The sequence below is a fragment of the Streptomyces sp. AK02-01A genome, from assembly GCF_033795305.1.
GTDB lineage: Bacteria > Actinomycetota > Actinomycetes > Streptomycetales > Streptomycetaceae > Streptomyces.
In genome coordinates this window covers 72,358-87,379 of record NZ_JARBAE010000022.1, presented here as the reverse complement: position 1 = coordinate 87,379, position 15,022 = coordinate 72,358, and the positions used below count along the sequence as shown (strand labels likewise).

14 protein-coding genes and 1 pseudogene are annotated in these 15,022 nt (G+C 70.8%); 13 read left to right on the top strand and 2 right to left on the bottom strand.

What is annotated here, in order from left to right:
• The first annotated feature begins 66 nt into the window (after window positions 1–66).
• The 5 genes and pseudogenes from pcaC to PV679_RS20940 all read left to right on the top strand — a co-directional run.
• Window positions 67–1,359 carry a 4-carboxymuconolactone decarboxylase gene (gene pcaC / locus PV679_RS20960; RefSeq protein WP_319681863.1) on the top strand — a complete coding sequence of 431 codons (1,293 nt, stop codon included), beginning with the start codon at window positions 67–69 and terminating at the stop codon, window positions 1,357–1,359.
• A 95-nt stretch (window positions 1,360–1,454) separates the two neighbouring features.
• Entirely contained in the window at window positions 1,455–2,087 is a 633-nt protein-coding gene (locus PV679_RS20955; protein ID WP_319681862.1) for an MBL fold metallo-hydrolase, read from the top strand.
• A gap of 80 nt (window positions 2,088–2,167) precedes the next feature.
• Window positions 2,168–2,947 carry an exodeoxyribonuclease III gene (locus PV679_RS20950; RefSeq protein ID WP_319681861.1) on the top strand — a complete coding sequence of 260 codons (780 nt, stop codon included), beginning with the start codon at window positions 2,168–2,170 and terminating at the stop codon, window positions 2,945–2,947.
• Between the two features lie 84 nt (window positions 2,948–3,031).
• Window positions 3,032–3,466, top strand: a complete 435-nt coding sequence (locus PV679_RS20945; RefSeq protein ID WP_319681860.1) for a DUF6278 family protein — start codon at window positions 3,032–3,034, stop codon at window positions 3,464–3,466.
• Window positions 3,467–3,556: 90 nt separating this feature from the next.
• Window positions 3,557–3,664: pseudogene (locus PV679_RS20940) on the top strand (amino acid ABC transporter permease); the annotation flags it as partial.
• A 248-nt stretch (window positions 3,665–3,912) separates the two neighbouring features.
• Here PV679_RS20940 and PV679_RS20935 read toward each other — a convergent pair.
• Window positions 3,913–4,656: a hypothetical protein gene (locus PV679_RS20935; protein WP_319681859.1), complete on the bottom strand. Its 744-nt coding sequence runs from the start codon at window positions 4,654–4,656 to the stop codon at window positions 3,913–3,915.
• A gap of 175 nt (window positions 4,657–4,831) precedes the next feature.
• On the opposite strand from PV679_RS20935, the gene ggt reads away from it, so the two are divergent.
• Window positions 4,832–6,652 (top strand): gamma-glutamyltransferase, encoded by a 1,821-nt coding sequence (ggt, locus tag PV679_RS20930; protein ID WP_319681858.1) that lies wholly within the window; start codon window positions 4,832–4,834, stop codon window positions 6,650–6,652.
• Between the two features lie 132 nt (window positions 6,653–6,784).
• Here ggt and map read toward each other — a convergent pair whose 3' ends face one another.
• Window positions 6,785–7,552: a type I methionyl aminopeptidase gene (gene map / locus PV679_RS20925; protein ID WP_319681857.1), complete on the bottom strand. Its 768-nt coding sequence runs from the start codon at window positions 7,550–7,552 to the stop codon at window positions 6,785–6,787.
• A gap of 244 nt (window positions 7,553–7,796) precedes the next feature.
• Between map and PV679_RS20920 the strand changes: the two genes are divergently transcribed.
• The 7 genes from PV679_RS20920 to PV679_RS20890 all read left to right on the top strand — a co-directional run bounded on the left by PV679_RS20920 (window position 7,797) and on the right by PV679_RS20890 (window position 14,997).
• Window positions 7,797–8,048: a helix-turn-helix transcriptional regulator gene (locus PV679_RS20920; protein ID WP_319681856.1), complete on the top strand. Its 252-nt coding sequence runs from the start codon at window positions 7,797–7,799 to the stop codon at window positions 8,046–8,048.
• Window positions 8,049–8,113: 65 nt separating this feature from the next.
• Window positions 8,114–8,497: a PPOX class F420-dependent oxidoreductase gene (locus PV679_RS20915; RefSeq protein ID WP_319681855.1), complete on the top strand. Its 384-nt coding sequence runs from the start codon at window positions 8,114–8,116 to the stop codon at window positions 8,495–8,497.
• 127 nt (window positions 8,498–8,624) lie between these two features.
• A complete protein-coding gene (locus tag PV679_RS20910) occupies window positions 8,625–10,157 on the top strand; it encodes a hypothetical protein (protein WP_319681854.1) in 1,533 nt (510 codons plus the stop codon).
• A 191-nt stretch (window positions 10,158–10,348) separates the two neighbouring features.
• Window positions 10,349–11,191 carry a nitrilase-related carbon-nitrogen hydrolase gene (locus PV679_RS20905; RefSeq protein ID WP_319681853.1) on the top strand — a complete coding sequence of 281 codons (843 nt, stop codon included), beginning with the start codon at window positions 10,349–10,351 and terminating at the stop codon, window positions 11,189–11,191.
• Complete coding sequence (locus PV679_RS20900) at window positions 11,188–12,483, top strand: aspartate aminotransferase family protein (protein ID WP_319681852.1); 1,296 nt, start codon at window positions 11,188–11,190, stop codon at window positions 12,481–12,483. The genes PV679_RS20905 and PV679_RS20900 overlap by 4 nt, the downstream gene beginning before the upstream one ends.
• A gap of 87 nt (window positions 12,484–12,570) precedes the next feature.
• Entirely contained in the window at window positions 12,571–13,974 is a 1,404-nt protein-coding gene (gene hydA, locus PV679_RS20895) for a dihydropyrimidinase (RefSeq protein ID WP_319681851.1), read from the top strand.
• Window positions 13,975–13,995: 21 nt separating this feature from the next.
• The gene (locus PV679_RS20890; protein ID WP_319681850.1) at window positions 13,996–14,997 is read left to right on the top strand and encodes a TIGR03842 family LLM class F420-dependent oxidoreductase; all 1,002 of its coding nucleotides are present in this window, start codon (window positions 13,996–13,998) and stop codon (window positions 14,995–14,997) included.
• Window positions 14,998–15,022 lie beyond the last annotated feature (25 nt).

Sequence of the window (15,022 nt, the reverse complement as noted above, 5' to 3'; positions counted from 1 at the left end):
AGCGCTCCGGCGGACCGGCATACCGGGCGGTCGTGAGAGATCGCGAGATGTGAGAGGTTCGGACGCGTGAGTGAGACGACGACTAAGACACTGCAGTACCGCATGGACGGGCCAGAAGACGCACCCGTCCTGATCTTGGGCCCCTCCCTCGGCACCACCTGGCACATGTGGGACCGGCAGGTACCGGAGCTGGCCCGCCAGTGGCGGGTGTTCCGCTTCGATCTGCCCGGCCACGGCGGCGCACCCGCGCACCCCGCCACCAGCGTTCCCGAACTGGCGGAACGGCTGTTGGCCACACTCGACGGGCTCGGGGTCCAGCGCTTCGGTTACGTGGGCTGCTCCATCGGCGGTGCCATCGGCTCCGAGCTGGCGCTGCGCCGCCCGGACCGGATCGCCTCGCTCGCGTTGGTCGCCGCCTCGCCCCGGTTCGGCTCGGCCGACGAGTTCCGGCAGCGCGGAGTGATCGTCCGCGCCAACGGTCTGGATCCGGTGGCCCGCACCGCGCCGGAGCGCTGGTTCACGCCGGCCTTCGCCGCCGCTCAGCCGGCCATCGTCGAATGGGCCGTGCAGATGGTCCGTACGACGGATCCCGGCTGCTACATCGCCTGCTGCGAGGCGCTCGCCGCCTTCGACATCCGGGCGGAGCTGGGCCGTATCGCCGTGCCGACGCTCGTCCTGGTCGGCGCCGAGGACCAGGTCACCGGACCGGCCGAGGCGCGCACCCTGGTGGCGGGGATACCGGACGCGCGGCTCGCGCTGGTCCCGGGCGCCTCACATCTGGCGCCCGTCGAACAGCCCGGCGCCGTCACGGACCTGCTCGTCCACCATTTCTCCACCGCCTGGTACAACCCGTCCGACACCTCGACCGGCCTGACGGTGCTGCCCGACCGGACGATGGCGCCCGCGCTGTCCGCGATGGTCGGTCCGGTCGCCGAGATCGCACCCGCCGAGCAGCCGGAGGCCGTGACCACCGGGCGTCCCGACCCGTACGAGGCCGGGATGCGGGTCCGCCGCCAGGTCCTCGGAGACGCGCATGTCGACCGTGCCATGGCCTCCGCTGACGACTTCGCCGGCGACTTCCAGGAGCTGATCACCCGCTACGCCTGGGGCGAGGTGTGGACCAGGGAGGGACTGGACCGCCGCACCCGCAGCGCCGTGACGCTGACCGCGCTGGTCGCGGGCGGCCACCTGGAGGAGCTGGCCTTCCACACCAGGGCCGCGCTGCGCAACGGCCTCACTCCGGCCGAGATCAAGGAAGTACTGATCCAGACGGCCGTCTACTGCGGTGTCCCGGCGGCGAACACGGCGTTCCGGGTGGCCGGCGCGGTGATCCAGGAGGAGACGACACCCGAGGCGTAGCGGGGTGATGATGGAGAGAAGCGCGCGGCGAGCGCCCGAGCGGGAAGTGCGCGGACCGGAAGCGCGGGAGAAGGCGACGAGAAGGGCGGTTCGCGGTGAAGCTGACCAAGAAGACACATGCCTGCGTCCGGCTGGAGAAGGACGGGCGGATCCTCGTCATCGATCCGGGCGCCTACACCGAGGAGGACGCCACGGCCGGTGCGGACGCCATCCTTGTGACGCACGAGCATCCCGACCATTTCAACGAGGACCGGCTGCGGACCGGTCTGGAGGCCAATCCGGACGCCGAGCTGTGGACGCTGCGCAGCGTGGCCGAGCTGGTCTCCGCGGCCTTTCCCGGCCGGGTCCACACGGTCGGGCACGGTGACACCTTCAGCGCGGCCGGGTTCGATGTCCAGGTGCACGGTGAGCTGCATGCCGTGATCCACCCGGACATCCCGCGGATCACCAACGTCGGCTATCTCGTGGACGGCTCGCTCTTCCACCCGGGCGACGCGCTGACCGTGCCGGGCGTGCCGGTCGACACGCTGATGCTGCCGGTGCACGCGCCCTGGAACAAGATCTCCGAGGTGATCGACTACGTACGCGAGGTCAAGCCGCGCCGCGCCTATGACATCCACGACGCGATGCTCACCGAGCTGGCCCGGCCGTTCTACGACACGCAGATCGGCTCCCTGGGCGGAGCGGACCACGGCAGGCTCGCCTCCGGAGAATCCGTCGACCTGTGACCCGGGGCCGTCCGGACCGGCCGTGCGGTCCGGACGCCGCCGATCCATGACTGTCGGACCCCGCCGATAGGCTGTCCTGTATGCGTATCGCCACCTGGAACGTCAATTCGATCACCGCTCGGCTTCCCCGGCTGCTGGCCTGGCTGGAGAGCAGCGGTACGGACGTGCTGTGCGTCCAGGAGACCAAGTGCACCGAGGAGCAGTTCCCGGCGGACCGGTTGCGTGAGCTGGGCTACGAGTCCGCGGTCAACGCCACCGGCAGGTGGAACGGCGTGGCGCTGATCTCCCGGGTCGGCCTGGAGGACATCGTCAAGGGCCTCCCCGGCGGCCCGGAGTACGAGGGCGTCACCGAGCCGCGGGCCGTCTCCGCGACCTGCGGTCCGGTCCGGCTGTGGTCGGTCTACGTGCCCAATGGCCGCGAGGTCGCCCATGACCACTACGCGTACAAGCTGCGCTGGCTGGAGGCGCTGCGGAAGGCGGTGGCCGAGGATTCGGCGGGCCCGCGTCCGTTCGCCGTCCTCGGTGATTTCAACGTCGCTCCGACGGATGAGGACGTCTGGGACCTGTCGCTCTTCGAGGGCGCCACTCATGTCACTCCGGCGGAACGTGCCGCGCTCGCCGCGCTGCGCGAGGAGGGCCTCTCCGATGTGCTGCCCCGTCCGCTCAAGTACGACCGCCCGTACACCTATTGGGACTACCGCGAGCTGGGCTTCCCCAAGAACAGAGGCATGCGCATCGACCTGGTCTACGGCAATGGCCCGTTCGCCGGCGCCGTCACGGACAGCTATGTCGACCGCGAGCAGCGCAAGGGCAAGGGCGCCTCGGACCACGCGCCGGTCGTGGTCGATCTCGACGTCTGAGGCCCTGCCACCGAACCCGGCCCCGCGCCGGGGCGCCCGCGCGCCCTATGGTGCCCCGGCCGGGCGAGTGGCAGGCTGAGTGGTATGAACATCTTGGACAACTGGCGCAAGCGGCACGGCGGCGGACAGAGTACGCCGCTCGCCTCCGCCGCCGGCAGCGATCCGGAGGGTGTGGCCGAACTGCTCTCCGAGTGCGCGCTGCTGCGTGTCCGGGCAGGGCAGGACGGTCTTCAACTCGACGACTCACCGGCCTCCTTGGAGGCACTCGACCAGCTTCCGCCGCGCTGGCGCGACGATCCGGAGGAGCTGCCCTGGCTGGGCAATGACGCCGGACTCTATCTGGGCACGGTGATCGTCCGTACGGTCCCGGGCGCCGCCTGGCACATCTGGCCGGGCGGGCATCCCGTGGTGCGGCTGGTCTCGGGACGGGAGATCCGGGTGGTGGAGGCGGGCCTCGACTGGGCGGTGACCGGCGCGCCCGAGCTGTCCCAGGTGTACGCGGAGGCGGCCGAGGCCTGACGCCTCCGGTCCGTGGTCCGGTCCGGCGCCGGAGGCGGACGCTTCTCGTGCGCGGGCGGCTGTCCCGGCCGCGCGGATCTCGACTAGGCTTTGCCGTTCATCCCTGTGGTGATGGTGATCTCGCCGATCTGCCGCGGGACGCGCATGCTGCGCCTCTGGTCCGCCAACCGGAAGGCCCGGCGTCAGCGGCGTGCTCCGGGGAGAGGCTGGACGCTTCGGCCCCGGCCCACCCAGGGAGACCGCTGCCGAGCGTGCAGTGGGTCAGGGGCGATGGCCCGCCCGGCAGCAGCCGGAGATCAGTTCTCGTTCGGCGGTACCGGCGGATACGGCGGTCCGGCCAGGACGGGGAGAAGGTCAGCTGTGCGCCGGTCGGGCTGCTCTCGCCAGTGCGACTCCCGGCACCGGTTCGCGGTGCGGAGGTGCACGACGGCCGGTGCGGGAGGACTTCAGTCCTTCGCGCGATGCGAATTGTGTACGACGGGGACGGGCGCCTGGGCCGCTCGGGTGACATCGGCGACCAGCTCGACCACGTCGGCTCCGTACGCCTGCGAGTTGACCACCTTGAGCAGCAGGCAGAACGAGCCGTCGCCGTGCTTGCGGGCGAGCTTCTCGTGATGGCGGGCCAGATAGCGCGACGCCGCCTGGTTGGTGATGGCCCGCTGCCCGCAGAAGAGGAAGACCGGTCTCGACTCCTCTCCGGCGGTCAGCCGGGCCAGCAGGACATACTCGGCGACGCCGGGCTCGGCGCGGTAGCGCTCGGAACCGATCTGGAAGGCGCCACGCTCCGGGCCGGGTTCGGGATCCGTATTGATCTTGACGCCGGGCAGCAGCGAGCTGAGATGGGCGGCCATGCGGCGGTTGGAGACCGGACCGCCGAGACAGAATTCCGTACGCTCGCCGAAGCCCTGCCGCGCCGTGTCGTGCTGGATTATCTGGGCGTGCGCGCCGCAGTCCTTGATCATGGCGGCCAGCTCCAGCAGAGCGAAGACGTCATAGCGGTGGACCGCGCCGTCGCCGCCCGCCTCGCGATTGACGACCAGCAGGCATTCGGAGTTGCCCGGCAGCCCGAGGAACGCCTGCTTCCTGCGGAGCCTGCGCCGCCAGAGATAGGTGCGGGCGAGCCAGCCCAGTGCGGCGCTGATGCCCGCGGCGACCACGCCGAGCACGATGTTGCGTATGTCGTCATCCATGGGCGCGCATGGTAGCGGTGGCGCCCGGGCCATGGGCGTCCCGGGCCGTGGACGCGGGCGGTCCGGCTTGACTGGTGGGCGTCGACGGGATGCCGCAGCATGGTTCGAGACGGGTCCTGGCGGGGCAGGTGCGGTGAAGTTACGCTGCGCGGACTGCTCTTGACTGGAGGTACGGATGCGTCGCTCCGCTGCACGGAATGTGTCGGCCGTGGTCGTTGCCGCGGCCATGTTCTCGGTCGGTGCCGCCGCCCCGCCCCTGTCGCCGCACGCGGCGCCCCGGGCCAAGACGCCGGTGAAGACGCCCGAGGCGGCGGGATACGGCGGAGCGGTCGCGAGCGTCGACGCGGACGCCACGGCCGCCGGGATCGAGGTGCTCAAGCACGGCGGCAACGCCGTGGACGCCGCGGTGGCCACCGCCGCCGCGCTCGGTGTCACCGAGCCGTACTCCGCCGGAATCGGCGGTGGCGGTTACTTCGTCTACTACGACGCCGCGTCCCGTAAGGTCCACACCGTCGACGGCCGCGAGACCGCGCCGAGGTCCGCGGACAGCTCGCTGTTCCTGGAGGACGGCAAACCGCTGCCGTTCGCGGACGCGGTGACCAGCGGCCTCAGCGTCGGCACGCCCGGTACCGCGGCTACCTGGGACACGGCGCTCGACGCCTGGGGCAGCCGGTCCCTGGGACAGTTGCTGAAGCCCGCGGAGCGGCTGGCGAAGGACGGCTTCACCGTCGACGACACGTTCCGCTCCCAGACCCAGTCCAACCAGGAGCGGTTCGCGGACTTCCCGGACACCGCGAAGCTCTTCCTGCCCGGCGGAAAGCCGCCGGTCGTCGGATCGGTCTTCAAGAACGCCGATCTGGCGCGTACGTACGAGGAGTTGGGACGCAAGGGCGTCGACGCCCTGTACCGGGGCGAGCTGGGCCGCGACATCGTCCGTACGGTGCGCACACCGCCCGTCGGTCCGGACGCCACCCGCACGGTACGGTCCGGCGATCTCTCCACCAGGGACCTTTCCGCGTACCGGACGAAGCGTCAGGCGCCGACGAAGGTGTCCTACCGCGGGCTCGACGTGTACAGCATCGCGCCGTCCTCGTCGGGTGGTACGAGCGTCGGTGAGGCGCTCAACATCCTTGAGCGCACGGACCTTTCGCGGGCCACGCAGACGCAATATCTGCACCACTTCATCGAGGCCGGCCGGATAGCCTTCGCGGACCGGGGACGCTGGGTCGGCGATCCGGCCTTCGAGGACGTGCCGACGAAGGGACTGCTGTCGCAGCGCTTCGCCGATTCACGCGCCTGTCTGATCAAGGACGACGCGGTGCTGAAGAGCCCGCTGGCGCCCGGCGACCCGAGTGACCCCACGCCGTGCGCGACCGGCGGGACCGCCGCGCCGACCACATTCGAGGGCGAGAACACCACGCATCTCACGGCGGCCGACAAGTGGGGCAATGTCGTCGCCTACACACTGACCATCGAGTCGACCGGCGGCAGCGCGATCACCGTGCCGGGACGCGGCTTCCTGCTCAACAACGAACTGACGGACTTCTCCTTCGCACCGGCCAATCCGGCCGTCCACGACCCGAATCTGCCCGGTCCCGGCAAGCGGCCGAGGTCGTCCATCTCTCCGACGATCGTGCTCGACTCGCACAGCCGGCCGGTCCTGGCGGTGGGCTCGCCGGGCGGCGCGACCATCATCACGACGGTGCTCCAGACGCTGACCGGCCGGATCGACCGGGGTCTGCCGCTGGTCGACGCGATCGCCGCGCCGCGCGCGAGCCAGCGCAACGCGCCGACGACGGAGCTGGAACCGGCACTGTGGAACAGCCCGGTGCGCCGGCAACTGGAGTCGCTGGGGCATGTGTTCACCCAGAACCCGGAGATCGGCGCGGCGACCGGCGTACAGCGGCTGCCGGACGGCCGATGGGTCGCGGCGGCGGAGAAGGTCCGCAGGGGCGGCGGCTCGGCGATGGTGGTACATCCGGCCGGCCGGCGGTAGGCCCGGTCTGACACATGGCGCCGTCCGCCCGGAGGGCAGGCGGGATGTGTCAGACACGTCCTAGCGGCGCGTCGCGGTCTTCCGGGTCCTGTCCGGCCGGTCCTCCGGTCCCGGACAGGACCCGGAGCCATGTCAGAGCAGCGTCAGGACGCGCGGTCCCTCGTCGGTGATCGCGACCGTGTGTTCCGCGTGGGACGCGCGGCTGGAGTCCAGTGTGCGGACCGTCCAGCCGTCGCGGGCCGTGAAGTGCCGGTCGGTACCGCTGCTGATCAGCATCGGCTCGATCGCCAGGACCATGCCGTGGCGCAGTGGCATACCGCGGCCCGGGCGGCCCTCGTTGGGCACGCCCGGGTCCTCGTGCATGCTCCGGCCCACGCCGTGTCCGCCGAAGCCGTCCGGGATGCCGTAGCCCGCCGCGCGGCAGACCCGGCCGATCGCGTGGGCGATGTCACCGATGCGATTGCCGACGACGGCCGCCGCGATGCCCGCTTCCAGTGCCTCGTTGGCCGTGTCGATGAGCCGGAGATCGTCAGGGCGGGCGCTGCCGACCGTGAAACTGATCGCCGAGTCGCCGACCCAGCCGCCGAGCACCGCACCGCAGTCGATGCTCACCAGATCTCCGTCGTGCAGGCGGGAGGAGTCGGGGATGCCGTGCACGATCGCGTCGTTGACGGAGGCGCAGATCACCGCCGGAAAGGGCGTGGGCGCCCAGCCGGGATGGTAGTCGAGGAAGGGCGAGCCGGCTCCGGCGTCACGCAGGACGGCACGGGCGATTTCATCGAGAGCGCGCAACGTGACTCCCACGGCCGCCGCTTCACGTACCGCCGCCAGTGCCTGTGCGACAACCCGTCCGGCGGCGCGCATGGAATCCAGGGACGCATCGGTTTTGATCTCCACCATTCCAATAACTATACCGGTCGAGGTGTGGCGGAGGAATCGCGTGGGCGCCGTGTCCGGAACCGGCCTGCGCTGCCGGTACGCGTCCCGGCGCGCGCCGGGACGCGTTGTTCCTCTCGTACCGGCCCGCGTTGGTGAGGCGGTACGGCGGTGTCAGGGGCGCCTTGCGGTCCTACGCGCCGGACGCCGCGGGCCCCGCACTCCGGGCGGACGGCGCCGCTTTCGCAACACGCCCTAGAATGACGGCATGGTACGCAGCCCCCTCACCCCGGAAGAGCGCGAGCGAGGCGAGCGGCTCGGCCGACTGCTCCGTGAGGCGCGCGGTGCGCGCAGTATGGTGGAGATCGCCGCCGTGGCCGGGCTGTCGGCCGAGACCCTGCGCAAGATCGAGACCGGCCGCGCTCCGACGCCCGCCTTCTTCACCGTGGCGGCGCTGGCCGGAGCGCTGGGCCTGTCGATGGACGAGATCGCGGTGAACTGCGTGCCGGTGCCCGTCTGAAGCTCTCCCGCCTCCTTGCGATCGAACTCCTGTCAGGAGCCCGGAGACGGCGTAGTCTCCCGTCCGTGACGACCTTGGATGAGCTCGGACGCAGCCGTTATGTCAGCCTCACCACTTATCGCAAGGACGGTACGGGTGTCGACACCCCCGTCTGGCACGCGGTCGAGGGAGGCGAGTTGTTCATCTGGACCAGGTCGGATGCCTGGAAGGTCAAACGGATCCGCCACAACAGCCGTGTCGTCGTGACGAGGTGCGACGTGCGCGGGCGGATCGCGGAGGGAGCGCCACGCGCCGAGGGCACGGCGCGGCTGCTCGACCCGGCGGCGACGGACGCCGTCCGCAAGCTGCTCTCCCGCAAGTACACCTGGCAGTTCTGGGCCGTCGACTGGCCGGCCAGGATCGCGCGGCGCGGCGCGCGTCCGCAGATCGGCATCGCCATCACGTTCTGACGCCGCCGGCCGAGCGCACCGCACCGCCTCGGAAAACTGTACGTAGCCGCCCTGTAACACGACTGAGGTCGAATGCCTGCGGACCGGAGGGCTCCCTCCGGCGAGGCCGGGCAGGGACGGGGCAGCGATGGCGGTGCATCAACTCCCGGAGGAGATAGGGGCGTTCGCCCGTTACTTACGGGATCTGACATCACTCCTCGATCCGGGAGACGGCTGGTACGGCGTCTTCTGCCATCGTGACCCCGACGGTCTGCGCGCCTGCTGCGACGGCGTCGAGATCCCGCCCTGGGACGTGGTGGAGGCGCTGCTCCAGGACTTCGCGGCCGGACGTGACGAGCGCGCGGCGGCGGTCGAGACCGTACGCGCGCGACGACTCCACGCGGCGGCCGCCGCAGCGCACGACCGGCGCCCCGGCGGGACCGAGGCGCTCTCGGAGCGGCTGCGGCTGATGCTCCGCGAGCAGGCGTACGCGATGGACCGGGCCGAGGAACTGGTCCGCCTCCTCCGTACGATGCCGGCGGGCACGCCCGACGCGGAACAGCTCGGTCATGAGCTCGCCTGGGTCCGCGACGACCATGCCCGCGCCTCCGCGCGCTGCGCCGAACTCCGCGCCAGGCTGGCGGCGTTGACCACACCGGGCCGCGCCACCACGGCCGCGCGCCCGGTGGCGCCGGAGGGCTGGTTCCGTGGTGAGGTGCCGCCGCCGGAGGACCGTTCGGTCTTCTCGGCTCCCGCGCCCGGTGTGTCCGGCGCGCGCGGGCTCTCGGGATGGTCCGGCGGCGGACGCGACAACGGTCCCGGCGCGCTCGCGGACCGAAAGGAATCTGACGGTCAGTCAACTCTGGTTGACGGGACGGGTATTCCTCAGTGGGCGGGCCAGGACGGTCCGGCCGCCGCGTCCGGCGCCGGGCCCGCTCCGGCCGACCGGCCACGGGAGAAGAAGCGCGCGGCCCGGCGCAAGCCGCGCGGCGCGCGCTTCGCCGGGCTGGAGATCGACGAAGCCGAAGAGGCCGCGCCGGCGCCCGTGGTGCCCGCACCGCCTCCCGCCGCTCCCGCCACACCACGTGGCGCGCGGTTCGGTGGCGCGCCCGCCGCTCCCGTCAGCGAAGCGGCGCCCGCGCACTCGCCGGAGGACCGGCGGGCCGCCGTCGAGATCGTCGAGTCCCTCATCCGGCTGCGCGCCGACGGGCGCAGCGGAGAGGCGCATGTCGTGCTCTGTGAGGCGGCCGGGCGGCCTCCCGAGCAGCTTCCGCTGCTCGCCGCCGAGCTGCACCGCGCCGGTCTCGGCGCCGACTGGGCCGAGCTGCTGTGGGAGGCGGCCTTCCTGCCGCCCGTACAGCTCGCCGCGGCCGCCGGTGCGCTCGCCGTGGCCGGCCGCGACGACGACTGCGGTCAGCTACTGCGCCAGGGAGTGTCGCGTCCCGCCGCGGAGATCGCGGACGCCGTTGTCGCGCTCGGTGAGGCGGGCCGGGCGCCGGAGGCGCGAGCGCTGCTCAGCGCCTTCGTACAGGCCCGCACCCCCGAGGACGCGGCGCTCGTCGCTGTGCCCGATCCGCGCCGTCTCGTCCCTCAGCTTCTGGACGCGGCCCGCGCCGTCTCGGCGTCCCGTGAGCGCGACCTTGTCCACGCCCTGCGTATGGCCGGAATCGTGGGCGCCTGACCCTGCCGGAACCGTACGGCCCGTTGATTCGAACAGCCAGGAGTCGACCGCTCGGGTGTGAAACTTGATCGACTCTGCGGGTTAACGACGATGGTCTTGCCCCCGTGTGTGACGGGGCTTACCTTCTCTTCCTACGCGAATTATCTACGTGCGTAGAAGCTCATCGACGCCCCCGGCCGAAGGAGCAGCTCGTGGCCAGAGTCGTACGCGCCGCACTCGTCCAGGCGACCTGGACCGGCGACACCGAGTCCATGATCGCCAAGCATGAGGAACACGCCCGCGAGGCGGCCCGGCAGGGCGCGCGAGTCATCGGGTTCCAGGAAGTGTTCAACGCGCCCTACTTCTGCCAGGTGCAGGAGCCGGAGCACTACCGATGGGCCGAGCCCGTCCCGGACGGCCCCACGGTCACCAGGATGAGGGAGCTGGCCCGGGAGACCGGGATGGTGATCGTCGTCCCGGTCTTCGAGATCGAGCAGTCCGGCTTCTACTACAACACCGCCGCGGTGATCGACGCCGACGGCTCGTACCTCGGCAAGTACCGCAAGCACCACATCCCGCAGATCAACGGCTTCTGGGAGAAGTACTACTTCAGGCCCGGCAACGCGGGCTGGCCCGTCTTCGACACCGCGGTGGGCCGGGTCGGCGTCTATATCTGCTACGACCGCCACTTCCCGGAGGGCTGGCGCCAGCTCGGACTGGGCGGTGCCGAACTGGTCTACAACCCCTCCGCCACCTCGCGCGGTCTGTCCAGCCATCTCTGGCAGCTCGAACAGCCGGCCGCCGCCGTCGCCAACGAGTACTTCATCGCGGCGATCAACCGCGTCGGCCAGGAGGAGTACGGCGACAACGACTTCTACGGGACGAGCTACTTCGTCGACCCGCGCGGCCAGTTCGTCGGCGAGACCGCCAGTGACAAGGCGGAGGAACTCCTCGTACGTGACCTGGACTTCGGCCTGATCGACGAGGTCAGGCAGCAGTGGGCGTTCTACCGGGACCGCCGCCCCGACGCGTACGAAGGACTGGTGCAGCCGTGACCCACCAGGGCGCCGAACATCTCCACGACCGTCATCGCGCCGTGCTGCCGGACTGGCTGGCGCTGTACTACGAGCGGCCGATCGAGATCACTCACGGCGAGGGCCGCCATGTGTGGGACGCCGACGGCAACCGCTATCTCGACTTCTTCGGCGGCATCCTCACCACCATGACCGCGCATGCGCTGCCCGAGGTCACCAAGGCGGTGAGCGAACAGGCCGGCCGGATCATCCACTCGTCCACGCTCTATCTCAACCGCCCGATGGTCGACCTGGCCGAGCGGGTCGCCACTCTGTCCGGTATCCCGGACGCCCGGGTCTTCTTCACCACCTCGGGCACCGAGGCCAATGACACGGCGCTGCTGCTGGCGACCGCCTACCGCGGGTCGAACCAGGTCCTGGCGATGCGCAACAGCTATCACGGCCGGTCCTTCTCCACCGTCTCCGTCACCGGCAACCGAAGCTGGTCGCCGACCGGTCTCTCTCCGCTCCAGACGCTGTATGTGCACGGCGGTGTCCGCACCCGCGGGCCGTACGCCGGTCTGACCGACGCGCGGTTCATCGAGGCGTGCGTCGCCGATCTGGAGGATCTGCTCGGGCACACCCGCGCGCCCGCCGCGCTGATCGCCGAGCCGGTGCAGGGTGTCGGCGGCTTCACCATCCCGCCGGACGGGCTGTACGCCGCGTTCCGCGAAGTCCTCCACCGGCACGGCATCCTGTGGATCAGCGACGAGGTGCAGACGGGCTGGGGCCGTACCGGCGACCACTTCTGGGGCTGGCAGGCGCACGCCGAGAACGGTCCGCCGGACATCCTCACCTTCGCCAAGGGCATCGGGAACGGCATGTCCATCGGCGGTGTCGTCGCCCGCGCCGACATCATGAACTGCCTTGACGCCAACTCCATTTCCACCTTCGGCGGCAGCCCGGTCACGATGGCCGCCGGACTCGCCAATCTCTCGTATCTGCTGGAGCATGACCTTCAGGGCAATGCCCGTCGCGTCGGCGGACTCCTGACCGAGAGACTGCGCGCCGCCGCCGCCGGGACGGACGCCGTACGGGAAGTGCGCGGCCGCGGACTGATGATCGGCATCGAACTGGTCAGGCCCGGTACGGACGAGGCGTCACCGGAGGCGGCGGCGGCCGTGCTGGAAGCGGCGCGCGAGGGCGGGCTGCTGATCGGCAAGGGCGGCGGCCACAACACCAGTGTGCTGCGGATCGCGCCGCCTCTCTCGCTGACCGTGGCCGAGGCCGAAGAGGGCGCGGCGATCCTCGAACGGGCCCTGCACAGCCTCTAGCCGGCCGGGCCCGGCCGGCCGGACCGTTCCGCCGAAGCGGCCGGCGCCCATGGCTCGGCCGACCGTATGAAAGGGAGCGCCACCACCATGAGCACCCGCACCCTGATCCGCGGCGGACTCGTCGTCACCGCCGCCGACGAGACCCATGCCGATGTGCTGATCGAGGACAGCCGGATCGTCGCCCTCGCGGCGCACGGCTCCGGCGCGGCCGAGGGCTGGACCGCCGACCGTACGATCGACGCCACCGGCAAGTACGTCATCCCGGGAGGTGTGGACGCCCACACCCATATGGAGATGCCCTTCGGCGGCACCTTCGCCGCCGACACCTTCGAGAGCGGCACCACGGCCGCCGCCTGGGGCGGCACGACCACCGTGGTGGACTTCGCCATCCAGGCCCCGGGACAGAGCCTGCGCGAAGGGCTGGACGCGTGGTTCGCCAAGGCCGACGGCGTGTGCGCCATCGACTACGCCTTCCACATGATCATGGCTGACGTCAATGAGAGCTCCCTGAAGGAGATGGACCTGCTCGTCCAGGAGGGCATCACCTCCTTCAAGCTCTTCATGGCCTATCCCGGCGTGTTCTACAGCGACGACGGCCAGATCCTGCGGGCCATGCAGCGGGCGTCGGGCAACGGCGGCCTGATCATGATGCACGCCGAGAACGGCATCGCCATCGATGTCCTGGTCGAGCAGGCGCTGGCCGAGGGCCGTACCGATCCGCGCCACCACGGTGAGGTACGCAAGGTCCTGCTGGAGGCGGAGGCCACCCACCGGGCGATCCAGCTCGCGCGGGTCGCGGACGCGCCGCTGTATGTCGTGCACGTATCGGCCGAGGAGGCCGTCGCCGAGCTGGCCGCCGCCCGGGACAAGGGACTGCCGGTCTTCGGCGAGACCTGCCCGCAGTATCTCTTCCTCTCCACCGACAATCTGGCCGAGCCGGACTTCGAGGGCGCCAAGTACGTCTGCTCCACACCGCTGCGGCCGAAGGAGCACCAGGCCGCACTCTGGCGCGGACTGCGTACCGACGACCTTCAGGTGGTGTCCACGGACCACTGTCCGTTCTGCTTCGCTGGCCAGAAGGAGATGGGCCGCGGCGACTTCTCCAGGATCCCCAACGGCCTGCCCGGAGTGGAGAACCGGATGGATCTGCTCCATCAGGCCGTGGTCGAGGGGCACATCACCCGGCGCCGCTGGATCGACATCGCCTGCGCCGCACCGGCCAGGATGTTCGGCCTCTATCCGCGCAAGGGCACCATCGCGCCCGGCGCCGATGCCGATGTCGTCATCTACGACCCGCACACCGAGCAGACCGTCTCGGCGCGGACGCATCACATGGATGTCGACTACTCCGCGTACGAGGGCAGGCGGATCACCGGACAGGTGGAGACGGTCCTGTCCCGCGGAGAGCTCGTCATCGACCGCCGGACGTTCACCGGCCGTGCGGGGCACGGGCAGTACACGCCTCGCTCGACCTGCCAGTACCTCACCTAGGACACAGGAGCGGACAAGGCCATGGACTTCGGACTCGTCCTCCAGACCGACCCGCCGGCCTCGGCGGTCGTCGGACTCATGCGGCGCGCGGAGCGCAACGGCTTCCGGTACGGCTGGACCTTCGACTCGGCCGTGCTCTGGCAGGAGCCCTTCGTCATCTACAGCCGCATCCTGGAGCACACCACCACACTGACCGTGGGACCCATGGTCACCAACCCGTCCACCAGGACCTGGGAGGTGACCGCCTCCGCCTTCGCCACGCTGAACGAGATGTACGGCAACCGCACGGTGTGCGGCATCGGGCGCGGCGACTCGGCGATGCGGGTGGCGGGCCGCAAGCCGAACACTCTGGCCCGGCTGGGCGAGTCGATCGGTGTCATCCGCGATCTGGCGGAGGGCCGCGAGGCGGTGGTCGACGGACAGCCGCTGCGGCTGCCGTGGGTGCGGGACGGCAGGCTGCCGGTGTGGATGGCGGCGTACGGGCCCAAGGCCCTGGCCATGGCCGGGCAGCGGGCCGACGGCTTCATCCTCCAGCTCGCGGACCCGTTTCTCACCGAGTGGATGGTCAAGGCGGTCCGTACGGCCGCGTCGGACGCCGGCCGCGATCCGGACTCCGTCACGATCTGTGTCGCGGCGCCCGCCTATGTCGGCGACGACCTCGCGCACGCCCGTGAGCAGTGCCGGTGGTTCGGCGGCATGGTCGGCAATCATGTCGCCGATCTGGTGTCCCGGTACGGAGAGCACTCCGGTCTGGTGCCCGAGGCGCTGACCGACTACATCAAGCGGCGCGAGGGATACGACTACAGCCACCACGGCCGCGCCGGGAATCCCTCCGCGGACTTCGTGCCGGACGAGATCGTGGACCGGTTCTGTCTGCTCGGGCCGGCCGAGGCGCACATCGAGAAGCTGACGGCGCTGCGCGCGCTCGGCGTCGACCAGTTCGCCGTCTACAACATGCACGACGCGAAGGAAGCGACCATCGACGCGTACGGCGACGAGATCATTCCCGCGCTCCAGGACTGAGCGGGAGTGACACGACGGGCGGCCA